At 67.8% G+C, this 23387-nt stretch carries 16 protein-coding genes and 4 tRNA genes; 11 read left to right on the top strand and 9 right to left on the bottom strand.

The features are described from left to right. Positions 1-24: 24 nt before the first annotated feature. The gene (locus V7778_RS13340; protein ID WP_335555930.1) at positions 25-3960 is read right to left on the bottom strand and encodes a two-component regulator propeller domain-containing protein; all 3936 of its coding nucleotides are present in this window, start codon (positions 3958-3960) and stop codon (positions 25-27) included. A 110-nt stretch (positions 3961-4070) separates the two neighbouring features. Between V7778_RS13340 and V7778_RS13335 the strand changes: the two genes are divergently transcribed. The 5 genes from V7778_RS13335 to V7778_RS13315 all read left to right on the top strand — a co-directional run bounded on the left by V7778_RS13335 (position 4071) and on the right by V7778_RS13315 (position 5824). Beyond that, positions 4071-4147 (top strand) — tRNA-Arg (locus V7778_RS13335). A 156-nt stretch (positions 4148-4303) separates the two neighbouring features. Then, positions 4304-4380 (top strand) — tRNA-Arg (locus V7778_RS13330). 132 nt (positions 4381-4512) lie between these two features. Beyond that, positions 4513-4589 (top strand) — tRNA-Arg (locus V7778_RS13325). 155 nt (positions 4590-4744) lie between these two features. After that, a tRNA-Arg gene (locus tag V7778_RS13320) sits at positions 4745-4821 on the top strand. Positions 4822-5278: 457 nt separating this feature from the next. After that, on the top strand, positions 5279-5824 hold the full coding sequence (locus tag V7778_RS13315) for an FxDxF family PEP-CTERM protein (RefSeq protein WP_335555928.1): 546 nt from the start codon (positions 5279-5281) through the stop codon (positions 5822-5824). Between the two features lie 165 nt (positions 5825-5989). On the opposite strand, the gene V7778_RS13310 is transcribed toward V7778_RS13315, so the two are convergent. Together V7778_RS13310 and V7778_RS13305 are read right to left on the bottom strand one after the other, a co-directional pair. Further along, on the bottom strand, positions 5990-7882 hold the full coding sequence (locus V7778_RS13310; protein WP_335555927.1) for a hybrid sensor histidine kinase/response regulator: 1893 nt from the start codon (positions 7880-7882) through the stop codon (positions 5990-5992). Beyond that, positions 7882-8505 carry a YfiR family protein gene (locus V7778_RS13305; protein WP_335555925.1) on the bottom strand — a complete coding sequence of 208 codons (624 nt, stop codon included), beginning with the start codon at positions 8503-8505 and terminating at the stop codon, positions 7882-7884. Before V7778_RS13305 ends, V7778_RS13310 begins: the two co-directional genes overlap by 1 nt. Positions 8506-9060: 555 nt before the next feature. On the opposite strand from V7778_RS13305, the gene V7778_RS13300 reads away from it, so the two are divergent. From V7778_RS13300 to V7778_RS13285, 4 genes are all read left to right on the top strand, one after another. Further along, positions 9061-9897, top strand: a complete 837-nt coding sequence (locus V7778_RS13300; protein ID WP_335555924.1) for a response regulator — start codon at positions 9061-9063, stop codon at positions 9895-9897. 117 nt (positions 9898-10014) lie between these two features. After that, positions 10015-11214 (top strand): 5-methyltetrahydropteroyltriglutamate--homocysteine methyltransferase, encoded by a 1200-nt coding sequence (locus tag V7778_RS13295; RefSeq protein WP_335555922.1) that lies wholly within the window; start codon positions 10015-10017, stop codon positions 11212-11214. Continuing rightward, positions 11211-14315, top strand: a complete 3105-nt coding sequence (locus tag V7778_RS13290; protein ID WP_335555920.1) for a PAS domain-containing hybrid sensor histidine kinase/response regulator — start codon at positions 11211-11213, stop codon at positions 14313-14315. The genes V7778_RS13295 and V7778_RS13290 overlap by 4 nt, the downstream gene beginning before the upstream one ends. A gap of 133 nt (positions 14316-14448) precedes the next feature. Then, complete coding sequence (locus V7778_RS13285) at positions 14449-15513, top strand: GGDEF domain-containing response regulator (RefSeq protein WP_335555918.1); 1065 nt, start codon at positions 14449-14451, stop codon at positions 15511-15513. Positions 15514-15530: 17 nt separating this feature from the next. Here V7778_RS13285 and V7778_RS13280 read toward each other — a convergent pair whose 3' ends face one another. Then, positions 15531-15983, bottom strand: a complete 453-nt coding sequence (locus V7778_RS13280) for a hypothetical protein (RefSeq protein ID WP_335555917.1) — start codon at positions 15981-15983, stop codon at positions 15531-15533. A 263-nt stretch (positions 15984-16246) separates the two neighbouring features. Here V7778_RS13280 and V7778_RS13275 point away from each other — a divergent pair, with 263 nt between their 5' ends. Continuing rightward, positions 16247-17869, top strand: a complete 1623-nt coding sequence (locus tag V7778_RS13275; RefSeq protein ID WP_335555915.1) for a response regulator — start codon at positions 16247-16249, stop codon at positions 17867-17869. A gap of 48 nt (positions 17870-17917) precedes the next feature. Here the strand turns inward: V7778_RS13275 and V7778_RS13270 are convergent, their stop codons facing one another. Beyond that, positions 17918-18379 carry a hemerythrin domain-containing protein gene (locus tag V7778_RS13270; RefSeq protein WP_335555913.1) on the bottom strand — a complete coding sequence of 154 codons (462 nt, stop codon included), beginning with the start codon at positions 18377-18379 and terminating at the stop codon, positions 17918-17920. A gap of 195 nt (positions 18380-18574) precedes the next feature. Here V7778_RS13270 and V7778_RS13265 point away from each other — a divergent pair, with 195 nt between their 5' ends. Then, complete coding sequence (locus V7778_RS13265) at positions 18575-19300, top strand: sensor histidine kinase (RefSeq protein WP_335555912.1); 726 nt, start codon at positions 18575-18577, stop codon at positions 19298-19300. Positions 19301-19315: 15 nt separating this feature from the next. On the opposite strand, the gene V7778_RS13260 is transcribed toward V7778_RS13265, so the two are convergent. From V7778_RS13260 to V7778_RS13245, 4 genes are all read right to left on the bottom strand, one after another. Then, on the bottom strand, positions 19316-20632 hold the full coding sequence (locus V7778_RS13260; RefSeq protein ID WP_335555910.1) for an NAD(P)/FAD-dependent oxidoreductase: 1317 nt from the start codon (positions 20630-20632) through the stop codon (positions 19316-19318). Positions 20633-20714: 82 nt separating this feature from the next. Continuing rightward, positions 20715-21170, bottom strand: coding sequence for a hypothetical protein (locus tag V7778_RS13255; RefSeq protein WP_335555908.1), 456 nt, complete (start codon positions 21168-21170; stop codon positions 20715-20717). A gap of 120 nt (positions 21171-21290) precedes the next feature. Then, complete coding sequence (locus tag V7778_RS13250) at positions 21291-22073, bottom strand: LytR/AlgR family response regulator transcription factor (RefSeq protein WP_335555906.1); 783 nt, start codon at positions 22071-22073, stop codon at positions 21291-21293. Continuing rightward, on the bottom strand, positions 22066-23331 hold the full coding sequence (locus V7778_RS13245; RefSeq protein WP_335555904.1) for a sensor histidine kinase: 1266 nt from the start codon (positions 23329-23331) through the stop codon (positions 22066-22068). The genes V7778_RS13250 and V7778_RS13245 overlap by 8 nt, the downstream gene beginning before the upstream one ends. Positions 23332-23387 lie beyond the last annotated feature (56 nt).

Here is a 23387-nt window from a genome sequence, read left to right as displayed (position 1 = left end):
AAACCGGGGGGCGGCGCGCCGCCTTCAAGCCTGCACCGCATCCTCCGCGACCCGCGCGTCCGGCGCCCGCAGCGGCAGGTCGAGCACGAAGGCCGTACCCTCGCCCAGCTCGCTCTCCACACGAATCGTTCCGCCGAGCAGCGAGGTCACGATGTTGTAGACGATGTGCAGTCCCAGGCCGGTGCCGCCCTGCCCCATGCGGGTCGTGAAGAAGGGGTCGAAGATGCGCGCCAGGTGTTCCTGCGCCACGCCGCGTCCGTCGTCGCGGAAGACGATCCGCACCGTTCCCTCGCCGAGCTCGCTCACGTCGGCCGACAGGCGCATGCAGCCGCCGGGGCCGTCGAAGGCGTGCAGCATCGCGTTGTTCACGAAATTGATGATGGCCTGGCCCAGCGGTCCGGGAAACCCGTCCATCACGATGCCAGGGGGAACTTCCACGACCAGGCGGTGCCCGGCCAGGCGCACTGTGTTCATCATGGTGGCCGCGATTTCATGGCAGGCCTGGGCCAGGTCGAAGCGGCGGCGCTGGGCGCTGGCCTGGTCGACCGAGACCTGGCGGAAACTGCTGACCAGCTCGGCCGCGTTGTGCAGGCTGCGCACGATCAGGTCCGACGCCTCGGTCGATGCCGCCATGTAGTCGGCCAGGTCGGAGCGTTTCAGCTGGGCCTGGCCGAAGCGGGTGGCCACCGCCAGGGTTTTTTCCTGCAGGGTGCTGGCCATCAGCAGGCTGTTGCCGATCGGCGTGTTCAGCTCGTGCGCGACGCCGGCCACCAGCGAGCCGAGCGAGGCCAGCTTCTCGTGCGACGCCAGCTGGGCCTGGGTTGCCTTGAGCTGATGGTAAGCCTGGGCATTGTCGATCGCCACCCCGACATAGGCGGCCAGGGTCTCGAGCATGTCCAGGTGCACCTGGCCATAGGCGTGCAAGGTGGGGCTCTGCACCGTGACGGCGCCGACCACGCGCTCGCCCACCGATACCGGCACGCACAACAGGGAGCCCGGCTTTTGCCGGTTGGTCTCCATCAGCGCCTGGGTCAGGCTTTGCAACAGCGGCTCGGCCTGCCCGCCGTCCCGGCCCAGGACGGTCGGCAGTTCGGCGGCCAGGTCGCCGACCAGGATCTCGCGCCCGCCCGCCATGCTCCAGGCCACCAGGTGGCGCTGCGGATCGTCCGCGACTTCGAAGGCCGGCACGCGCCGCCCGTCGACCACCGCGAACGGGAAGGCGATCGTCCCGCGCTCCGGTTGGCGCAGCGCCACGGCGAAGCTGCGGGTGTCCATCAGGGCCTGGACGTGCTCGTAGAGCGTGCGCATGATGGCTTCGGTGTCCAGGTTGGCCGTCAGCAGGCGGCCGATGTCGGACAGCAGCGCGATGTCGCGGTGGGCGCGCTCCACCACTTCCTTCTGGCGCTCGACCTCGCGCTTGCGCCGTTCGGCCGCTTCCTTCTGCAGCAGCAGCTCGGCGGTACGGGCGCCGACCTCACGCTCCAGCAAGCCTTTCTGCCGCACCAGCACGCGCACCCGCAGCCGGTACAACAGGTAGGACAGCGCCAGGGCGATGGCCACGGCCAGGGTACGGAACCACCAGGTCTTCCAGAACGGCGGCGTGATGGTGATGGCGAGCGTGGCCGCCTCCTGGCTCCACAGGCCGTCCTTGTTGCTGGCGCGTACCCGGAACACGTAGCGGCCCGGGTCGAGGTTGGTGTAGGTGGCGAAGCGGCGGCGCGCGTCGGTATCGACCCAGTTCTGGTCGAAGCCTTCCAGCTGGTAGGCGTAGCGGTTGCCCTGCGGGTCGGCGAAATGCAGGGCCGCGAACTCGAGCGCGAACACCGAGTCGCGGTAGGACAGCGTGATTTCGCGCTGGCCTTCTCGCTGTTCGCCCAGGCTGGCCGCGCGCGAGCGGTTCAGCACCAGCAGGTCGGTGATCACCGGCACCGGCGGGAAGGGATTGTCGCGCACCGCTTCCGGCTGGAACGAGGTCATGCCGTTGATGCCGCCGAAATGCAGCTGGCCGTCCGGGCTGCGCCAGCCCGCGCCGACGAAGAAGGAGCCGTCGATCAGGCCGTCCTTCGAGGTGTAGTTCTTGATCTGGCCGCTGACCGGATCGAGCCGGGTGATGCCGGCGGTGGTGCTGACCCACAGCACCCCGCCCGCATCCTCCAGCACGGCGCCGACCGGCAGCGCTTCCTGGCCCTGGGCAAAGGGGAAGAAGCGGAAGCGCGGCCGGGCGCCGCCCGTCTCCATCCGGTGCAGGCCGCCGGCGGTGCCGATCCACAGCTCGCCGCGCGCGGATTCCTTCAGGTAGTACACCCGGCTGTGGCGCAGGCTATGCGGGTCCTTCGGGTCGTGGCGGAAACGGGTAAAGGCGCCGGTATGGCGGTCGAAACGTTCGAGCCCGGTCTCGGTGCCGATCCAGATGATGCCCTGGCGGTCTTCCAGCACCGCGAAGCCGTAGTTGTCGCCCAGGCTGGTGGGGTCGTCCGGGTCGTGACGCCAGCTGCGCGAGACGTCCGAACCGGGAGGCAGCGCCGACAGGCCGCCGCGCGTGATCACCCACAAGCTGCCGTCGCGCCCTTCGCGGATCGCGTTCACGTAGTTGGCAGCCGGCCCCGGACCGAGCGCAACCCGGCCGAAGCGCCCTTGCTCGTCGCGCCAGACCAGTCCCATCGGCGTGCCGATCCACAAGCGGCCGCGGGCGCGCGCCAGCGAGGTCACGACTTCGCCCGGCAGGCGCGGATCGGGATCTTGCCGCAGGCGGCCGCTGTCGCGGTCCAGGCGCAGCAGGCCGGAGCCGGTGGTGCCCAGCCACAGCCCGCCGGCGCCGTCGTCGACGATGGCGCGCACCCGGCTCCGGCCCAGGTCCTGGCTGTCGCCATAGCGGGTGAAACCGCCGCTGGCCAGGTCGGTGCGGTTCACGCCGCCGTAATACGTGCCGACCCAGAGCGTGCCGGTGCGGTCGACCAGCACCGCCGGCACCTGGTTGTCCGACAGGCTGTGCCGGTCGTTCTCGGCATGGGTCCAGGAATCGAAGCGGCCGCTGGCCGGATCGTGCCACTTCAGGCCCTCGCTGTCGGTGCCGACCCAGAGCTGGGCGCCGCTGTCGTGGTACAGGCTGATGATGCGCACGTCCGGCATGCCCTGGTCCGCGCCCAGGTGGCGGCGCTGCGGGCTGCCCCCGCCGGCGTCCAGGCGCCAGGCTTCGAGCCCGGCCGCGGTGCCGATCCAGAGCGTGTCGCGCGGCCCCATCGACAGTGAAAGCACGGTGTTGCGCTGGGCGTCGAGCGCCGGTTCCACGGCATGGTGGCTGAAGCGCCCGGTGCGCGGGTCGAGCCGGTCCAGTCCACCTTCGGTGCCGACCCACAACTGGCCCTGGCCATCGACCGCCAGCGCGGTGACGCGGTTGTCGCGCAGGCTGGCCGGATCGTCCGGGTCGTGCCGGTAGGCGCGGAAGCGCCGGGTGGCGGGGTCGAAATGCAGCAGGCCGTCGCTGGTCGCCAGCCACAGGGCGCCCCCGGACGCGGCGGCGATGGCGTAGACGGCGCGGTAGCCGCTGCGCCCGGCTTCGGCGTCGAGGGGCACGTAGCGTTCGAAACGGGCGCTGGCCGGATCGAAGCGCGCCAGGCCGCCCTTGGTGCCGAACCACAGGCGGCCGCCGGCATCCTCGTAGGAGGCGGAGACGAAGTTGTCGGGCAGGCTGGCGGGATCGTTCGGGTCGTTGCGGTAGACCGTCATGCGGTAGCCGTCGAAGCGGTTCAGGCCGGCCTGGGTGCCGAACCACATGAAGCCCTGGCGGTCTTGCAGGATGGTCAGGGCGGACTGCTGCGACAGGCCGTCCTCGATCGAGAGATGCTCGAAGCGCAGGCTGCGCTGGGCCGCCCCGGCCGGCACGGCCAGCAGCGCGCACAGGGCCAGCGCCGACAGCAGGCGATGCAGGCCGCCGCGTGCGGCCCTCGTCAAATACGACATATTCTTCCGTTCCAGAAACCCGTCCGCCTAATCTACCAGAGCGCGCCGCGGCTGCGGAACAAAATGAGACTTCCGGAAATAATGTGTCGCTGCTATAATGCGTGCCTCGGGCGGCTGTAGCTCAGCTGGATAGAGTACTTGGCTACGAACCAAGGGGTCGTGGGTTCGATTCCTGCCAGCCGCACCAGAAGATACGAGGGGCCAGATCGGAAGATCTGGTCCCTTTTTTCGTTGCCCCCTGCCTGCTCCGCAACCGCTTTCCCGCCCGGAGCACGCGGCCGGCAGGGAAAATCGCGATGAGTCTTTGCAAGAAGCGTGCGCGCCGCTATAATGCGTGCATCGGGCGGCTGTAGCTCAGCTGGATAGAGTACTTGGCTACGAACCAAGGGGTCGTGGGTTCGATTCCTGCCAGCCGCACCAGAATATCAGGGACCAGATCGGAAGATCTGGTCCCTTTTTTCATTCCCGTGCCTGCCCAGCGCAAGGGGATGCCGGGGAATGCCGATGAAGATTTGCCAAGAAGCGCGTACGCCGCTATAATGCGTGCATCGGGCGGCTGTAGCTCAGCTGGATAGAGTACTTGGCTACGAACCAAGGGGTCGTGGGTTCGATTCCTGCCAGCCGCACCAGAATTCGAGGGACCAGATTGAAAGATCTGGTCCCTTTTTTCGTTTCCGGACCGTCCGGCCTGCGCGGGCCGGATCGACTGGCACCGGCCGGCCGGAAAAGTCCGGGCCCTGGGGGTTTGCCAATCCGGCACATGCTGCTATAATGCGTGCTTCGGGCGGCTGTAGCTCAGCTGGATAGAGTACTTGGCTACGAACCAAGGGGTCGTGGGTTCGATTCCTGCCAGCCGCACCAGTTATTCCAAAAATGGCTCAGAAGAGATTCTGGGCCATTTTTCTTTTCAGTCGAGAATATTCGTTCTCCGTCACTCTTCCGCACGGCGCGCACTGCGCCAACTCAGCAATATCGCGCATCTACCCCGCATTTCTTAGCGTTCGCTTAATAAGATGCTGTTAACTCTCAGGGGCCCTACGCCGGATACCCTCTTCTCTTTGCGTAGGACTAGCCTGACATCATCTTCGCAACCCAGCGTTTTTTTGCTACTCATCAACCTCCAAAAGACGAGTTCTCCTATGAAGAACGGGTTTCTAGCATATCCCACTGGAAATTTGTTAATTATGGGAATGCAGGGCCCGCCTTGCGCACTGAAGCACGTGCCGGCGTGCTTTTTCATGCTCTTTTGATAGCATGGAGTTCCCCGATTCTTGAAACCCAAGCTGCAGGACGCGGCTGATTCTATGCGAGGAAAGAAATGAAAAAATCTCTGATTGCTGCAATTGTGTTGGCTTCCGCTTCGTTCGGTTCGTCGGCCGTGATGGCCCAAGAGGTCGTCGGCAATTCGCCGCAGGCACTCGACCTGATCGATAACAGCGCCTTCTTCGGTGACACCTTTGAGGCAGGCAACGAAGGCAACACCTTCGCCGACCGCTTCACCTTCACCGTGGACGGTACCGTTGGCATGAACCTCGATGCAATCATCTCGTCGATCAGCCGCACCGCGGACGTGGGCCTGGACATCACCGGCCTGGCTCTGTATGGCGAAGGCGACACCCTGATCACCGACGGCACCTCGATGATGAGCGGTGAAATGGACGTCTGGAGCATCTCCAGCGACAACCTGGCAGCGGGCGACTACTACCTGCAAGTCAGCGGCAACCTGGTCGGCGACACCGGCGCCAGCTTCGGCGGCGCAGTGATGCTGGCTCCGGTTCCGGAACCCGAAACCTACGGCATGATGCTGGGCGGTCTTGGCGTCCTGGGCTTCCTGGCACGTCGCCGCAAGGCTAAACAGGCGTAAAGCAGCCTGGTTTGAAGTTGGGACGGAAGCGCGTGATGCGCTTCCGTTTTTTTTCGTCTGTACGAACCGGGAGTTCACCGACGGGTCGGATGGGGCGCGTGCATCGATCACCGCAGGGTTGGCGCCCCGGCCAGGCCTACCGGGGGCCGTCGCGCGCCCTGCTCCTCAGGTCCGCAGCTTCTTGATGATGCTGCGGTTCCCCAGGATCTCCTCGATCTGCTCGAAGCGCACCGGCTTAACCATGTGGTGGTCGAAGCCCGCCTCGAAGGCCAGCTGGCGGTCCTTCTCCTGGCCCCAGCCGGTCACCGCGATCAGCACCGTCATGGCGCCGCAGGACAGCTTGCGGATGCCGCGCGCCAGGTCGTAGCCCGACATGTGCGGCAGGCCGATGTCCAGGAAGGCGTAATCCGGGCAGAAGCGCGCGGCCGCGGCCAGCGCATCGGGGCCGTTGTGCGTGATCACCACGCTGTGCCCCATCGCCGTCAGCAGCGCGCCGATGCTGTTGACGAAGTCGACGTTGTCGTCCGCCAGCAGGATGCGGTAGGTCTCGGTGCTGATGAAGGCGGCCGGGGTCGGCTTGGTCAGGGGCTCGGGGTCGACCACGATCGGCAGGCGCACCACGAAGCGGCTGCCGTGTCCCAGGCCCTCGCTCTGGGCGCTGATGCTGCCGCCGTGCAACTCGACCAGCTTGCGCGCCAGCGACAGGCCCACGCCCAGGCCGGCATTGCTGCGTTCCAGGGTCGAATCGACCTGCACGAACATCTCGAACACCGAGTCCAGCATATCGGGCGCCAGGCCGATCCCGGTGTCGGCCACTTCCAGCACCAGGGTCTTGTCCTCGACCCAGCCCTTCAGTTCCACGCGCCCGCCGCGGTTGGTGTACTTGGCGGCGTTGTTCAGCAGGTTGGACAGGATCTGCGCCAGGCGCGTCGCGTCGCCGTGCAGGAAGACCGGGCGGTCCGGCAGGTCCAGCACCAGCTCGTGGCCGTGCAGCTCGATGTAGGAGCGCACCACCTCGAGGGCGTCGTTGACCACGGCCTTCAGTTCGACGCGGCCCATCTTGATGGTGAACTTGCCGGTATTGATGCGCGAGACGTCCAGGAGGTCGTCCACCAGGCGCACCATCTGGCGCAGCTGGCGTTCCATGATGTCGGTGGCGCGCTGGGTCGCCTGGGCGTCGCCGCTGCGGATGCGCAGGATATCCAGGCCGGTGCGGATCGGCGCCAGCGGATTGCGCAGCTCGTGCGCCAGGGTGGCCAGGAATTCGTCCTTGCGGCGGTCGGCCACGATCAGGGCCTGCTCGGCGCGCTGGCGCACCTCCATCTCATGCTCGAGCGTGCGGTTGGCCGCCTGCAGGGCTTCCGAGCGCCGTCCGATCTCGGCCAGCATGTCGTTGAAGGCCTCCACCAGCACCCCGATCTCGCCCTTGTCGTGGCCCGGCACGCGCAGGCTGAAATCGCGCCTGTGCATCACCTGGCGCGCCACGTTGGTGACCGCCTCGAGCGGACGCGTGATCGAGGCCTGCAGGCGCGAGGCCACCAGGGCCGCGATCACCAGGGCGCCCAGCAGCACGCCGCCGAGAATGGCGCCGTAGCTCAGCATGCGGTCCAGCAGGCCGACGCGCGAACGCACGTACACGCTGCCGATGATCTCGCCGTTCTCGACGATGTTCCGGAAGATGACCAGCTGGTCCTGCTCGAGGCGGTGGCCGGGCGCCTCCGGGCGCGCCGGGAAGACCGGCTCGGCGCCGGGCTGGGCATAGGTGGCGAAGCGCGCGCCGTTCGAGGTGTACACCGCCGCGGCCACGATCTGCGGGCGCAGGCGCAGCAGGCGCAGGTTCTGGGCGGCGCCCGTGACGTCGTTGAAGGACACCGCCGGCGCGGTCACGGTGGCGACGATGTCGGCCTGGGTGGTCAGGTCGTCGACCCAGTAGCGCTGGAAGGTGCGCAGGTCGAGCAGCAGCATCGCCGCGCCGGCCGACAGCAGGGCCACCACGGTGGTGGCCACGGCCATGAGGATCAGCTTGCTGCGAACGGAGCCGGTATCGTGCAGGGGCATCACGGGGCTCCTTTCTGGACACGGTTCGCCACCGTCAGCAGGCGCGAACTGAGCTTGACGTTGTTGCGTTCGGCCGCGTCGAGCGAGACGTCGAAGCGCACCCGCTCGTCGACGATGCGGAAGTTGATGACGCTGCCGCAGTGCTGCTGGTTGCCGCACTCCGTCACCGTCAGGAAGACGGTTGGCGCGGCGCGCATCATGCGCCCCACCCGCACCGGATCGGAGCCGGCCACGAACAGCAGGTGCACCGGGATCTGGGCATCCTGTTCGCGGAACGGGCGCACCACGATCGTGCGGCCGTTGATCATGCGGCCGGCGGTGATGCGCGCCAGTTCCGCCGCCATCTCGTCCGAACCGGCGACGCCGATCACCAGCGGCGCGGCGCCGTCGGCAAAGGCTTGCGGCGGAAACTCGGCGTAGGCCAGGAATTTATACAGGAAGGCGGCCTTGACGCGGCGCTCGAGCACGCTGGACGGCGGCGTGTCGGCCGAGACCGTGGCGGCCGGGAGCAGCAGCGCCAGCAGCGGTAGTCCGAGGGCCGCGAACGCCCGGCGGCGGCCTGCCGCCCGCGGAGCACGCCGGCGCGTCCCGCACATCACGCTTTGAAAGAAGGAAAGAATCATGAAGCCCATTGTTCTGTGAGACACGCGGCACGCCGCCCGAGCGGCGGCATGCCGGCCGGCGCCTTGCCAGCCCTGCCCTTATCCGGGCCATGATATCCCGGCGCGGGCGCAGATGGCGTCCGCGCGACGTGGCGCATCCCCTGCCACAGTGGCCGGGCGCGGGACAGCGGCGCGACGTCTGCGCGGTGGGGCAGCGCGGAGTTGCGCAGCAATTTGATAGACATAGTTGCCATCGTAGAACATTTTCGGGTGCATACCAAGCGTGCGCTGCTGTCGAGCACGCATATCCGCCACAAGCGTGCGCGCGGCTGTTCCGCAGCTTATTCAAAAAACTGATGACTGTCATTGAAAAGATAAATTGGACTTATTTGCCGCGTTGCAGCATCCTTCTTCCTGTCTCCTCTATTCTCCTCCAAGGAAATAGATTCAGCCCGCTTCCTGGAAGCGGGCTTTTTTTTGGCCGCCCATCCTTGCGGCGCGCACGCTTGGGGCCACCGGGGCTCAAACATTTGGTGTAGGATTCGTGAATGTTTTCGTTCCTACAACACATCGCCCATGTTTGAGACCGACAAGACCGCCCGCAGCGCCGCGTCCTACGACTGGTCCGCAAGCGCCGTGGGCGACAGCGCGCGCTGGCCGCTGCCGCTGCGCGTGGCCGCCGACGTCCTGATGAACGCGCCGCTTCCCGGCCTGCTGGTATGGGGGCGCGAAATGGTCTTGCTGTTCAACGAAAGCTACGGCCTTCTCGCCGGCCCCGGCTACGGACGGGTTCCCGGTGGTTCGGTGCCGCCGGTGATGCCCCCGCCCCTGGCGGCGGCCGGCGCTGCCCTCGAGCGCGCCTGGAGCGGCGAGCCGCTCGTGCTGGCGGACCTGGCGCTGTCCTTCCGCCATCCGCAGGGCCCGCGCGAGGAGCGCTGCGACCTGCGCCTGACGCCCGTGCGCGGCGAGGACGGCCGAGTGGCCGGCGTGCTGCTGCTGCTGGCGCCCGCTTCGCCCGCCGCCGCCGCGCCCGACGAAAGCGGCGGTACGCTGCGTATCCTGGTGGTGGAAGACAATCTCGATTCCCAATACCTGGTGTGCGAAATGCTCAGGGCCTTCGGCCACGAGGCAGACGGCGTCGGCCACCCGGACGACGCCCTGGCCCTGCTCGGGCGCCAGCGCTACGACCTGCTGTTCTCGGATGTCAGCCTGCCCGGCATGTCGGGGGTCGACCTGGCGCGCCGCGCCGTGCACGACCAGCCCGGGCTGCGCGTGATCTTCGCTTCCGGCTATGGCGACACCCTGCTGCGCCACCTGGAATTCCCTTACTTGTCGCTCCAGAAGCCCTACGAGCTGGACCAGTTGCAGGAAGCCCTGGCGACAGTGGCCGGCACGCCGGCGGCGCGGGCGTGACAAGCGTGTGGGCCGGACCGGCTCGGCTGGAATACAATGTCCGGCGGACACTGCGCGGTGCTGCACGCTTCGAGCGGGCCTGGCGCTGCGCAGCCGCTCACGCCTAGGCATTCGACGATGATTCCCACTGAGCCCATCGGTAGCATCCCCCGCCCGCCGGCCCTGATCGCGGCGCTGCGCGAGGCCGCCGGCGGTTCGCGCCTCGCGGGGGCGCACGACGTGCAACCCGGTCTGCTACCCGGTCTGCAAGCCGGCGCGCAATTCCACCTGCAGCCCGAGACTCACCTCGATGCGCACCTCGATGCGCACCGCGACGCGCACCTCGAGGCGCTTCTCGACGCGCTCCTCGACGATGCCGTACGCACCACGATCGCCGAATTCGAGGCGGCCGGCGCGCCCGTGATCAGCGACGGCGAACAGGCCAAGGTCGAGAATTTCTGGAGCTATCCCGTGCACGGCGCCCCCAATACGGCGCCGGACGGCTTCCGCATTCCGCTCGCGCATGGCCACGGCCAGCGCATGCCGCGCCTGGTGCGCGGTCCCTTCCGCTACCAGCGCTACGCCGACGAATTCCTGCGCGCCGCGCGCCGCTACGCCACCCGGCCCGTCAAGCAGGCCGTGATCTCGCCTTCGGCGCTGTCGCTGATGTATCCGGCGGAGGGCATTCCCGGCTACCCGCGCGAGCAGTTCCTCGACGACCTGGTGCGCGAACACGAGACCGAGGTGCGGCGCTGCCTGGAAGCGGGCGCGCACAAGGTGCAAATCGACTTCGCCGAGGCGCGCCTGGCGATGCAGCTCGATCCCGGCGGCGCGCTGCTGGCCAGCTTCATCGACCTGAACAACCTGGCCCTGAGCCGTTTCTCGCCCGCCCAGCGCGCGCTGATCGGCGTGCATGTCTCGGCCACGGGATGGACCGGGACAGCACGGGCGGAGCCGGACGCCGTCGCCAGCTACGCCGAGCTGCTGCCGGCCTTGTTCGAACTGCGCGCCGGGAACTTCTACCTGGCCCTGGCCGGCAGTCGTGAGCCCGAGCACACGCTGCGCACGATCCGCGCGCACGCCAGGCCGGACCAGCGCATCTTCGTCGGCGTTACCGACCCGCACGACCCGCGGGTCGAAAGCGCGGAACTGGTGCGCGACCGCGTGCTGCGCGCCGCCGAGTACATCCCGGTCGAGCGGCTCGGCACCACCGACGACGCCGGCTTCGCGCCTTTCTTCGACGACGCCGGCATCAGCCGCGCCACCGCCTTCGCCAAGATCCGCGCCCGGGTCGAGGGCACGCGCCTGGCCGCCGCCATCCTCGGAGCCGCCGCATGAGCGACGAGCGCGACGAACTCGAGGCGATGCGCGCCGTCGCCCTGGCCAACGCCAGCAGCGTGCTGGCGGCGCGCCAGCGCGCCGAAGAAGAGCTGATCGCGGCCAAGGAAGCCCTGCGCCAGGCCCACGAGCGCATGGAAAACATGCTCGAGAGCCTGACCGACGGCTTTTGCGCGGTCGACCGCGACTGGCGCATCACCTACATCAACGGCCGCGCGCTGGCGATGGTGGCGCCGCTGAACAAGAGCCGCGGCGGCCTGCTGGGCCGCAGCCTGTGGGACGAATTCGACGACCTGCACGGCACCTCGGTCGCCGCCGACTGCCGGCACGCCATGGAACAGCGCCAGACGGTCACCCGCGAGTTCTATTACCGGCGCCTGCAATGCTGGCTCGACATGCGCATCTACCCCTCGCCCGAGGGGCTGACGCTCTATTTCCAGGACATCACCCAGCGCAAGCTGGACCAGCAGGCCCTGGTCGAGAACAACAACCGCCTGCAGGTGGCCCTGGCGGCCGGACGCCTGGGCGACTGGCGCTGGGACGCGGCCCAGGACCGCATCAGCTTCGGGACGCGCGCCGCCGAGATCCTCGGCCTGCCGGCCGAGGTGGCGCTCGACTGGCCCGCGCTGCGCACCCTGCTCGAACGGGACGACCGCGCGCGCCTGCGCCACGCGGTGCTGGAGGCCTTCGCCGCGCGCACCGACCTGGATATCGAATGCCGGGTACTGGGCGCCGAAGGCGGGGCGCGCTGGATCGCCCTGGTCGGGCGCCCGGACTATGGCGACAGTCCCGGCGCCGGTGGCGGGGGCGGCGGCATGCGCGGCATGAACGGCGTGGTGCAGGACATCAGCACCCGCAAGGAAGCCGAGGACAGCCTGCGCCAGAGCGAGGAAATGCTGCGCGCCCTGGCCAATACCATCCCCCAGCTGGCATGGATGGCGGACGCGGACGGCGCCATCGTCTGGTTCAACGAGCGCTGGTACGAGTACACCGGCAGCACGCCCGAGGAAGCGACGGGCTGGGGCTGGCAGCACATGCTCGATCCGGCGGTGCTCGAGGCGATGCTCGAGCACTGGCACGAGTCGGTGCGCACCGGCGCGCCCTTCGAGATGGAATTCCCGATCCGCGGCGCGGACGGCAACTACCGCTGGTTCCTGAGCCGCGTGGAAGCGGTGCGCGACCGCAAGGGCCGCGTGGTGCGCTGGTTCGGCACCAACACCGACGTCGACCAGGTCAAGCGCGCCGAGCAGGCGCTGCGCGAAGAGTCGCACGCCCTCGAGCTGCTCAACAGCACTGGCAGCATCCTGGCCTCCACGCGCGACCTGCGCTCGCTGCTGCGCGCCGCCACCGACGCCGCCAACGGCGTCTGCGGCGCGCGCTTCGGCGCCTTCTACTACCACGGCGACGGCAAGGACAGCGACACGCCGGGGGGCGGCGACGGCATCCTGTTCTCGCTCTCGACCATGGCGGGATCGACCAGCGCCGAGTTCCAGACCCTGGGCGAGCCGCGTGCGACCGCCCTGTTCGGCCCCGGCCTGCGCCAGCAGGGACTGGTGCGGGTGGCCGACGTCGCCGGCGACCCGCGCCACGCCGCCAGCGCGCCCCGGTTCGGCCTGCCGGCCGGCCATCCGGCGGTGCGCAGCTACATGTCGGTGCCGGTGGTGGCGCGCTCGGGCGAGCTGCTGGGGACCATGTTCTTCGGCCATCCGGAGCCCGGCGTGTTCGGCGAGCGCAGCGAGCGCATCGTCAGCGGCATCGCCGCCCAGGCCGCGATCGCCCTCGACAACACCCGCCTGTACGACGCCACCCGCCGCGCCGCCGAGGAGCGCAAGGTGCTGCTCGAGAACGAGCGCGAGGCGCGCGAGGAAGCCGAGCGCACCAGCCAGATGAAGGACGAGTTCCTGGCCACCCTGTCGCACGAGCTGCGCACGCCGCTGTCGGCGATCCTGGGCTGGTCGCAGGTGCTGCGGCGCGGCAGCCGCGACCAGGCCGACCTGCAGCGCGGCTTGACCACCATCGAGCGCAACGCGCGCGCCCAGGCCCAGCTGATCGAAGACCTGCTGGACATGAGCCGCATCACGTCGGGCAAGGTGCTGCTCGACATGCAGACCCTGGCGCCGGCTTCCTTCATCGACGCCGCCATCGAGACCGTGCGCCCCGCCCTCGACGCCAAGCACATTCGCCTGGAGCGGCGCGTCGATCCCGATGCCGGGATGGTCGCGGGCGACCCGGGGCGCCTGCAACAGGTGGTGTGGAACCTGTTGTCCAACGCGATCAAGTTCACCCCGCGCGACGGCCTGGTGACGGTGGAGACCGGGCGCCGCGACGACCATGTGGCGATCGTGGTGCGCGACAACGGCACCGGCATCCGTCCCGAATTCATTACCCACGTGTTCGAGCGCTTCCGCCAGGCCGACGCCTCGATGACGCGGCGCCACGGCGGGCTGGGACTGGGCCTGGCGATCGTCAAGCACCTGGTCGAACAGCACGGCGGCACGGTGCGCGCCGAGAGCGCGGGCGAAGGCATGGGCGCCAGCTTCACCATCGAGCTGCCGCTGGCCAAGGCCCCGCGCACGGCCGCCCGCGGCGCACGCCCGTCCGGCGCGGCAGGCATGGCGGCGCCCGTGCCCTCGGTGGTCCAGCCGCTCGAACCCGAAGCGCCGGAACCGATGACGCGCGACCTGACCGGCATGTCGGTGCTGGTGGTCGACGACGACCGCGATGCGCGCGAACTGATCGCGCGCATCCTGGGCGACTGCCATGCCGGCGTGCGCATCGCCGCCAGCGCGCGCGAAGCCTTCGCCATGCTGCGCGCGCAGCCGCCCGACCTCCTGATCAGCGACCTGGGCATGCCCGAGATCGACGGCCTGGAGCTGCTGGCCTGGGTGCGCCAGCTGCCGCGCGACGCCGGCGGCCTGACCCCGGCCATTGCCCTGACCGCATTTGCCAGGTCGGAAGACCGTTTGAAGGCGCTGGAAGCCGGTTTTTCGGCGCATATTTCGAAGCCCGTGGAGCCCAGCGAGCTGATTGCTGCGATTGGAATCGTTGTCGGTCCGTCAACGCCAATGATGGCTGCGGCGGCCCGTGGACATAGTCGCTGACCTTCCTACCCGAGAACGCGGCGCTGTCCTACAAGAAATTTTGTGGGCTTTGCTACACTAAGTAGAGATGGGTAAAGCCCGATTCCAGCAAGAAAGGGATTCACTCTCCAGTACCGCAAGAAGAGAAAAAAGCATGCCGAGCAGACAAGACATTTTGAACGCCAAGATTCTCGTGGTGGACGACTCGCCCGACAATATCGAACTGATGGAAGAGATATTGCGCGAGGAGGGTTACACCTGCGTGAGTTCGACCATGCTGCCGGAACAGGTATGCCCGCTGCATCGCGAGCACAACTACGACCTCATCCTGCTCGACCTGCAGATGCCTGGGCTGAACGGCTTCCAGGTCATGAAGGGGCTGAAGGAAATCGAGCAAGGCGGCTACCTGCCCGTGCTCGCGCTGACCGCCCAGCCCAGCTTCAAGATCGCCGCCCTCGAAGCGGGCGCGCGCGACTTCATCAGCAAGCCCTTCGACCTGCTCGAAGTGCACAAGCGCATCCACAACATGCTCGAAGTGCGCCTGCTCTACAAGGAGCTGGCCCAGTACAGCCGCGCCCAGCAGGAACTGGCGCTGCACGACGCCCTCACCGGCCTGCCCAACCGCCGCCTGCTCGAGGACCGCATCGAGACGGCCCTGCAGCACGCCAACCGCGGCCACGCCAAGGCCGCCATCATGTACCTGGACCTGGACGGCTTCAAGGCGATCAACGACACCTACGGCCACGCTTACGGCGACGAGATCCTCAAGATGGTGTCGCAGCGCCTGCTGTCCAATTCGCGCAAGGAAGACACCGTGGCACGCCTGGGCGGCGACGAATTCATGGTGGTGCTGGGCGATATCCACAGCCTGGCCGACGCCCAGGGGCCGGCGGGCAAGCTGGTCGAGGCGCTGTCCGAGCCCTTCTTCATCAAGGACCTGACCCTGCGCCTGTCGACCTCGATCGGCATCAGCATCTATCCGGACGACGCCGAATCGGTGGATGCCCTGATCAGCATCGCCGACTACGCGCTGTACGAAGCCAAGCGCGCGGGCAAGAACCGCTTCTGCTCGCCGGCCGCGAACCGCCAGGCCGCCGCCTCCATCAAGGCCCCCGTGCCGGCCGCCGCGCCGGTAGCGGAGACCGCGCACCACCATTCACGTCACGTAAACGCAACAAGGGCCACCGAGGCGATGCCCCGTGGCCCTCTCCCTGAATGAATAGGAAAACCGCCGACTCAGCGATTCCCCTCCCCTTCGCCGCGCTGCAGGTAGCCGGTGCGGATCGCGTTGTTGCCCAGGGCTTCCTGGTTGTGCGCCTCGATCGCGCCGGCGTTCTGGTGGTCGGTGCTGGCCTCGACTTTTTCCGGCGCCACCTCGATGCGGGTAATGCCGGCGTCGACCGAGATCGGGTCGCTGGCCGGGAAGGTCATCTCGACGGCGTCGTCGAGCAGGGTTTCCTCGGCCGCTTCCTTCTTGGTCAGGCCCTCGCAGCCGGCCAGCGCCTTGATCGCGATGGCGTAGTTCACGAGCTTGGAGCCGGCCAGGTCGCCGATGGTCCTGATGCCCAGCGCTTCGAGCGCCGAGGCTTCCTTGTCGCTGATGCCGTGCAGGGCCGTCAGCGGCGCATCCACCAGGTCGCGGAACGATTGACCGTGGAATGCTTGATTGACGATGGTATCGATATTCATGTGTTGTCCTCTCTTATAGGCGCCCCTGTTTCCATCGATGCGGTGGAAAGGCCACGGCTTGACTATCGCACACCACCCCCGGCAAGTATGTGCGGCAGCGTACACGCCCACCCGCGCACGATTGATATTTTTGCTTTTTTGCACTTTATTGCGCGTGATATCATGGCTCGATTCACCATGAGTTTTGCTTTAGCGAAATAAAACTGTCTGTTATTCTTAGCGCATAACCAGACACAATTCGAGACACCGTACCAGGAACCATCGTGGCCACCACCGACAAACCCAAGATTCTGGTCGTAAACGACGACGCCGCCAGCCTGCTTGCGCTGACGAGTTTGCTCGACCAATGGGCTGAAGAAAGCAACTACATGGTGCTCTCCGCGCGTTCCGGCCAGGAAGCCCTGCGCCAGGTGCTGCTGCACGACTTCGCCGTCATCCTGCTGGACGTGAACATGCCGGGGATGGACGGCTTCGAGACCGCCGAGGCGATCCACCAGCGTCCGCGCTCGGCCGACATCCCGATCATCTTCGTCACCGCCTTCCTGGCCGACGAGATCGACCGCCTCAAGGCCTACCAGCGCGGCGCCGCCGACTTCCTGTTCACGCCGGTGATCCCGCAGATCCTGCATGCCAAGGTGTCGGTCTTCGTCACCCTGGCAATGAAGAACGAGCAGCTCAAGCGCCAGGCCGAGAAGCTGTCCCAGCGCACCACCGAACTCACCGCCACCAACCGCCGCCTCGTGCGCGAGATGGAGGAGCGGCGCGACGCCGAGCGCAAGAGCCACGCCAAGGACGAGTTCCTGGCCATGCTCGGCCACGAGCTGCGCAATCCGCTGTCGGCGATCAGCAGCGCCTCGTCGCTGATCGGCCTGCCCGGCGCAAGCAGCGAGACGGTCGGCCGCGCCAAGCAGATCATCCAGCGCCAGAGCCAGCACCTGTCGCGCATCGTCGACGACCTGCTCGACCTGTCGCGCGCCATGTCTGGCAAGATCCTGCTGGCGCGCCAGCCGACCGACCTGGCCCACCTGGTGGGCGGCTGTCTCGAGACCTTCCGCGCCACCGGCCGCACCGCCGGCTACCGCATCAGCGTCGACCTCAGTCCGGGCTGGGTCGACGGCGACCCGACCCGCCTCGAGCAGATCATTTCCAACCTGCTCGACAACGCGCTCAAGTACACCCCGAGCGGCGGCAGCATCGACATCGGCCTGGCGCGCGCCGACGACGACGTGGTCCTGAGCGTACGCGACTCCGGTGTCGGCATTCCCTCCGAACTACTGCCCCATGTGTTCGACGTGTTCGTGCAGGGCGCGATCTCGATCGACCGCTCGCAGGGCGGCCTGGGCATCGGCCTGTCGCTGGTGCGGCGCCTGGTCGAACTGCACGGCGGCAGCGTCAGCGCGGACAGCGGCGGCGCCGGCAACGGCAGCACCTTCGTGATCCGCCTGCCGCATACCGAACCGGTGCTGCAGGGCATGCCCCAGGAAGAGCAGCGCAGCGGCGGCGAGGGCAAGCCCTCGGTGCTGCTGATCGAAGACAATGAAGACGGGCGCGAAATGATGGCCACCATGCTGGCGGCCCATGGCTATCCGGTGTACCAGGCCGGCGACGGCCTGGCCGGCGTGGCCGCGGCCAGCGCCCACTTGCCAGACACGGCCCTGGTCGACATCGGCCTGCCCGGCATCGACGGCTACGAAGTGGCGCGCCGCCTGCGGGCCGACCCGGCCACGCGCGGCGTCAAGCTGATCGCCCTGACCGGCTACGGCCTGGCCGAAGACCAGCGCCGGGTGTTCGAAGCCGGCTTCGACCTGCACCTGGTCAAGCCGGTCAACATCGACCGCCTGCTCGACGCCCTCAGCGTACCGCGCGAGCACTCGGCGGCAGCTTGAAGACACCACCCGGCGCCGCGGCGCCGGGTCTCAGGTGCACCTTCAGGCTCAGGCCGAGGCCATGATCTCGTCGGCGCGGGCGGCCATTTCCTGGCCGATCGCCACCAGGTCGAGGTCCATCTTGCGGACCTTCGGGAACATCTCCTTCTCTTCCTCTTCGACGTGGTGCTCGATCATTTCGCCCAGCACCTTGACCTTGGCGTCGTACAGTTCCGCCTCGGGATCGGCTTCCTGGATCTGGGCGATCAGGTCCTTGGCGGAAGCATGCTCCACGATGGCTTCCTCGACCATCTCCTCCGCTTCCTTGGAACAGTCGCGGATCGCCGGATAAAAGATCTCTTCCTCGATCATGGTGTGCATCACCAGGTTCTGGCAGATCTTGTCGGCGATCTTTTTCTTGCTCGCTTTGGCGCGGTCGCCCAGCTCCTCGAATTCCTTGAACATGGCCGTGACTTCCTTGTGCTGGGAAGTCAGGAGTGCGATCGCGTCTTGCTGTTGTTTGCTCGTCATTGAAGCCCCCGTGTGTTGTTTATTGGCACTATCAGTTTGGTAGGGTGGCGCTGCGGCCACGGGTTCCAGCTTCGCCTACAAATGCTCCACAGACTGTACGGGAGCGCACGCAGCCCCATGCGCACGGGACACGCGGCCCGCGCCGCCGCCCCGCCAACTGTTGTATGATTTGGGAAACATTCAACCGAGCCAACGATGACCGAACCGGCCCATCCGCACTCCGCCCCGGAACTCGAACGCCAGGTCGCGGCGCGCACCGCAGACCTCACCGAGATGCTGGCCTACCTGGCCGCCTGCTGGGACGAGGAAAAGCGCCTGCTGGCGCGCCAGTTGCACGACAGCCTGGGCTCGTCGATGACGGCGCTGACCATGCACCTGTCTCTCCTGAGCCAGCACATTCCTGCCGAAAACAAGGCGATGCGCGACCGCAGCGCCCAGATGAAGCAGCTGCTGGCCACGATCATCGAGACCAACCGCAAGATGCAGCTCGATCTCTGGAACGACAAGCTGGAGTTCCTGGGCCTGCGCGCCGCGCTGGCCGAGCTGGTGCCGGAATTCGGCGCGCGCCAGGGCCTGGCGGCCCGCGCCAGCTTGCCTGACGAGGACGGCCACTATAGCCGCACCCAGGGCGTGGTGCTGCTGCGCTGCGCCGAGGAAGGCCTGCGCAACGCAGCCGTCCATGGCCAGGCGAGCGAAGTCGAGGTGATCCTGGACGACGACGGCGAACAGCTGATGCTCACCGTGCGCGACAACGGCGCCGGCCCGCGCGACTGCACCGCCGCCATGAACGCCTCCGATTGCCACGGCCTGCGCCTGCTGCGCGAGCGCGCCCGCCACCTGGGCGGCGAGCTGGTGCTGCTGCGCGGCGAAGCCGGCGGCGCCGTACTGCGCATGACCCTGCCCCGCGAGACGCCCGCCTGAGGCCTCAAGGCCTTTTCAATGCAGCTTGACCATCGGCGTGCTGCGCCGGATCAGGAAGCGCGCCAGCGCCAGCAATCCCGTGCGCACCGACCCCAGCACGGCCCGGTGGTGCATCAGGTGCAGGCTGGCGTACATCGCGCGCGCCACGGTGCCCTGGACGAACCAGCTGGCCCCGCGCAGCGATCCCATCAGGCTGCCCACGCTCGTGGTCTGCCCCACCGATACCAGCGAACCGTAGTCCTTGTAGACATAGGGCTGCCCGCGCGGTGCGCCGCCCCTGGCCAGGCGCAGGAAGGTGTCCGCCAGGTAGTCGGCCTGCTGGTGCGCGGCCTGGGCGCGCGGCGGCACCGCCTGGCCCTTGCCATCCACGCAGGCGGCGCAGTCGCCCAGCGCGTACACGCCCTGCGCTCCCTTCACCCGGAGCCGGTCGTCGACCTCGAGCTGGCCGCCCTTGGCGGTCGGCAGCCCCAGTGAAGCGAGCAGCTCGGGGGCGCGGATGCCCGCCGCCCACACGCACAGGTCGGCGGGATAGACGTTGCCGTTCTTGTCCGTCACGCGGTCGGCCTCGATGGCGGTGACGCGGCAATCGGTGATCACCTTGATGCCGCGCTGCTGTAGCAGGTCGAGGGCCGCGGTCGATACCTTCTCGGGCAAGGGTGCCAGGATGCGCGGCGCGCCTTCGAGAATGGTGATGCGCACGTCGCGCCTGCCGTCCAGCGAAGAAAAGCCGTAATGGGCATAGGCGCCGGAGGCTTCGCGCAGTTCGGCCGCCAGCTCCACGCCGGTGGCGCCGCCGCCGATGATCACCACGTCCAGGCCCGCGTCCTTGCCCTCCTCGCGCTGCTGCTCGACCGCCAGCATCAGGCGCAGCATGCGCAGGCGGAACTGCTCCGCGTCTTCGGTGGCGTTGAGGGAAATCGTGTGTTCGCGCGCGCCCGGCACGCCGAAGTAGTTGGAGGTGCTGCCGACCGCCATCACCAGCGAACCGTATTCCAGCCGCCGCTCGGGCAGGATTTCCTGGTTGTCGCTGGACGAGCGCACCCCGCCGATCGCAATGGTCCTGGCGCCGGCGTCCATGCCCGTCATGGGGCCGAACACGAAACTGAAGCCGTTGTCGTGCGCCAGCATCGGGTAGGACAGGCCTTCCTGGTGGATGTCGAGGGTGCCCGCCGCCACTTCGTGCAGCGAGGGCTTCCAGATATGATAGAGACGGCTGTCGACCAGCGTTACCTTGGATGGACCGAGTTTGCGGCCCAGTTTGCAGGCCAGCTCGAGTCCGCCGGCCCCGCCTCCTACGATCACGATCTCGCTGCGCAAGCTTGCCTCCGTCATGACGCCCGTTCCGGCCTCGCACCGGACTGTGGGCAATGAGGCAATCTTACTATGCTTGCAAAAACCGGGCCGCCGGGCAGTGTCAGTCGTGGCCGCGTCCGTGGCCGCGACCGTGCTTGTCATGCTTGTCGTGCTTGTCGTGACCCCGGCCGTGGCCATGGCCGCCGCGGCGCGGTTCTTCATAGCGCACCGGCGCCGCGTAGACGTGTGTCTCGCGGTAGCGCGGCACCACGACCTGGTTGTACCACTCGTCGCGCACGAACATCACGCGCTGGCCGCAAGCGCCGTAGCGGCGGCAATGCTTCTTCCAGTTCTTGCGGTGGCCCGGCGGCACGCGCAGGTAGACCGGCTCGGCGCGGTAGTGGCGGCGCTCCTCGATGATCACCGGCTGCGCATACACGACTTGCGGCCGGGCATAGTCGCCGATGTCGATACGGCCGTAGAAGCCGGGCTGGCCGATGCTGACGCTGACGCTGGTCTGGGCCATCGCGGGAAGGGCGGCGGCCAGCATGGCCGCGCCGAAAATCAGGTGTTTCATGGTGGTCTCGCAAGTTCAGGATGTTGTAAGACGAACTTTATCATCTGCAACGTTTTACCCTGTGTTCGCTTGGCCACATTCTTACAAGCTGTAGGGGATGTCACACTTGCTTACATCTCCCTACATGTGGCGGAACAGCGCCATGAAGGGCTGGCTGACGGACAGGGTCTCGGGCCGGTTCTTCAGCCGGATGGTGCCGCGCCCGGTCTCGTCGCGGGTCACCGCCGCCACCGCCCGCAGGTTGACGATGGTCGAGCGGTGCACCTGCTTGAACATGCTCGGGTCCAGCACCTCGAGCAGGTCGCGGATCGGCTTGCGCAGAAGGGCTTCGCCGTCCGCTGTCATCACCACCGTGTACTTGGAATCGGCCTGGAAATAGGCGACGTCGTCGACCAGGATCAGGCGCGTCTCGACGCCGCGGCTGGCGGTCAGCCAGACCAGGGGCTCGGCGCGCGGCGCCGGCGGCACCACGGTCGCCAGGCGCGCCAGCAGCTCGGCCAGCTGCCCGCTGTCCTGGCTGCCGCGCGCCAGCCGTTCGCGCACCCGGCCGACGGTGGCCGCCAGGCGCTCGCGCGCCACCGGCTTGAGCAGGTAGTCGACCGCGCCGCGCTCGAAAGCGTCGATCGCGTACTGGTCGTAGGCGGTGACGAACACCACTTCGGTACGTATCCCGGCGTCCACCAGGCTGGCCGCCACTTCCAGCCCGCTCAGGCCCGGCATGCGGATATCGAGGAAAGCGACCTCGGGCTGGTGGGCGGCGATCGCCTCCAGCGCGCTGCCGCCATCCTCGCAGGCGGCCACGATCTCGAGTTCGGGCCAGACCGTGGCCAGCTGGGCCACCAGGGATTCGCGCAGCAGCGCCTCGTCTTCGGCAATCACACACCTGATACGGGAATTAGCCATGTTGTGCTCCCCCACCCTGCACCGCCAGCGGCACCGTGATGGTGGCCGCGACGCCGCTCGGGAAATTCGAGACGATCGAGAACGCGGCCGCCGTGCCATAGGCCAGGCGCAGGCGCTCGCGCACATTGCGCAGGCCGATGCCGGTTCCGCCGCCTTCGGCCGTGAAGCCGCGGCCGTCGTCGGCCACCGTCACCGCCACCGTGCTGTCGACGGCGCGGGCCAGGACCCAGACCGTGCCGCCGCCCGGCTTCGGCTCGATGCCGTGCTTGATGGCGTTCTCCACCAGGGTCTGCAGCATCATGGTCGGGAACAGCACGTTCTTCAGGGCGTCCGGCACGTCCAGTTGCAGGTTCAGGCGCGGGCCCATGCGGATCTTGAGGATGTCGAGGTAGGCGCGTACCCGCTCCAGTTCCTCGCCCAGGGTCGACGGCACGTCCTCGGTGCGCGGCAGCGAGTGGCGCAGGTAGGAGATCAGGTTGCCCAGCATCTCGTCGGCGCGCGCCGGGTCGCTGCGGGTCAGCACCTGGGCGCTGGCCAGGGTGTTGTACAGGAAGTGGGGCTCGACCTGGGCGTGCAGCAGGTTCAGGCGGGCCACGGTGAGCTCCTTTTCGGTGGCGGTCTGGCGCACCTTGGCTTGCTCGCTGCGGCGGCGCTCGGCCACGCGGCGGGTGATGGCGCGCACGATGGCCTCGGCGTTCTCCAGGTTGGTGCCGTGGTCGACCAGGAACCAGTCGGTCCAGGCCGGACCTTCCGGCTCGCAGATCAGGGTCACGCTGCCGGCGTCGTCGCCGTTCGGGGTGACGGTGGCCAGGATCTGGTTATGGCGGGTCGACAGGTGCTCCAGCGCCCAGGCATAGGGCGACTGGGCGCCGTAGGGATCGATGCGCTGGACCTTGGCCCGCACCTGCAGGCTGTCGCGGGCGCTGTCGGCGATGACCGAGCCGGGCAGTTCGCGGATGGCGGCGTCGATCATGTCGAAGGCTTCGCCGGCCTCGAACGGCACCTCGATCTGGCGCCGCTGGCGGTTCGACAGGGTGCTGCGGTTGAGCTGCCCGGCCACCAGGCGCACCCGGCGCACGTGCGAAAAGGCGACCGACAGCACCCAGGCGCCCAGCAGGAAACCGCACAGGGCGATGTAGCCGCCGATATCGACGCCGAACGGTTCCAGCGCGGATTCGTGCAGGGTGATGACGACGGCCAGATAGGCCGCGACCCAGGCCAGCAGCAGCCGTCCGAGGTGAAATGTACTTGAGAGCATGATTATCCTTCCAACGTGATTGACAGGGCCAGCATAGCCACGCCAACCATTTCCAA

Source organism: Massilia sp. DD77, from assembly GCF_036961685.1.
In the GTDB taxonomy this organism is placed as follows: domain Bacteria; phylum Pseudomonadota; class Gammaproteobacteria; order Burkholderiales; family Burkholderiaceae_D; genus Telluria.
Note: the sequence above shows the minus strand (reverse complement) of the source record. Positions and strands in the feature narration are given on the sequence as shown.

What these genes read in the sequence shown, in the direction of transcription:
- V7778_RS13340 (WP_335555930.1), bottom strand. Translation starts at nt 3,960, where the DNA reads ATGTCGTATTTGACGAGGGCCGCACGCGGCGGCCTGCATCGCCTGCTG.
- V7778_RS13315 (WP_335555928.1), top strand. Translation starts at nt 5,279, where the DNA reads ATGAAAAAATCTCTGATTGCTGCAATTGTGTTGGCTTCCGCTTCGTTC.
- V7778_RS13310 (WP_335555927.1), bottom strand. Translation starts at nt 7,882, where the DNA reads ATGCCCCTGCACGATACCGGCTCCGTTCGCAGCAAGCTGATCCTCATG.
- V7778_RS13305 (WP_335555925.1), bottom strand. Translation starts at nt 8,505, where the DNA reads ATGATTCTTTCCTTCTTTCAAAGCGTGATGTGCGGGACGCGCCGGCGT.
- V7778_RS13300 (WP_335555924.1), top strand. Translation starts at nt 9,061, where the DNA reads ATGTTTGAGACCGACAAGACCGCCCGCAGCGCCGCGTCCTACGACTGG.
- V7778_RS13295 (WP_335555922.1), top strand. Translation starts at nt 10,015, where the DNA reads ATGATTCCCACTGAGCCCATCGGTAGCATCCCCCGCCCGCCGGCCCTG.
- V7778_RS13290 (WP_335555920.1), top strand. Translation starts at nt 11,211, where the DNA reads ATGAGCGACGAGCGCGACGAACTCGAGGCGATGCGCGCCGTCGCCCTG.
- V7778_RS13285 (WP_335555918.1), top strand. Translation starts at nt 14,449, where the DNA reads ATGCCGAGCAGACAAGACATTTTGAACGCCAAGATTCTCGTGGTGGAC.
- V7778_RS13280 (WP_335555917.1), bottom strand. Translation starts at nt 15,983, where the DNA reads ATGAATATCGATACCATCGTCAATCAAGCATTCCACGGTCAATCGTTC.
- V7778_RS13270 (WP_335555913.1), bottom strand. Translation starts at nt 18,379, where the DNA reads ATGACGAGCAAACAACAGCAAGACGCGATCGCACTCCTGACTTCCCAG.
- V7778_RS13265 (WP_335555912.1), top strand. Translation starts at nt 18,575, where the DNA reads ATGACCGAACCGGCCCATCCGCACTCCGCCCCGGAACTCGAACGCCAG.
- V7778_RS13260 (WP_335555910.1), bottom strand. Translation starts at nt 20,632, where the DNA reads ATGACGGAGGCAAGCTTGCGCAGCGAGATCGTGATCGTAGGAGGCGGG.
- V7778_RS13255 (WP_335555908.1), bottom strand. Translation starts at nt 21,170, where the DNA reads ATGAAACACCTGATTTTCGGCGCGGCCATGCTGGCCGCCGCCCTTCCC.
- V7778_RS13250 (WP_335555906.1), bottom strand. Translation starts at nt 22,073, where the DNA reads ATGGCTAATTCCCGTATCAGGTGTGTGATTGCCGAAGACGAGGCGCTG.
- V7778_RS13245 (WP_335555904.1), bottom strand. Translation starts at nt 23,331, where the DNA reads ATGCTCTCAAGTACATTTCACCTCGGACGGCTGCTGCTGGCCTGGGTC.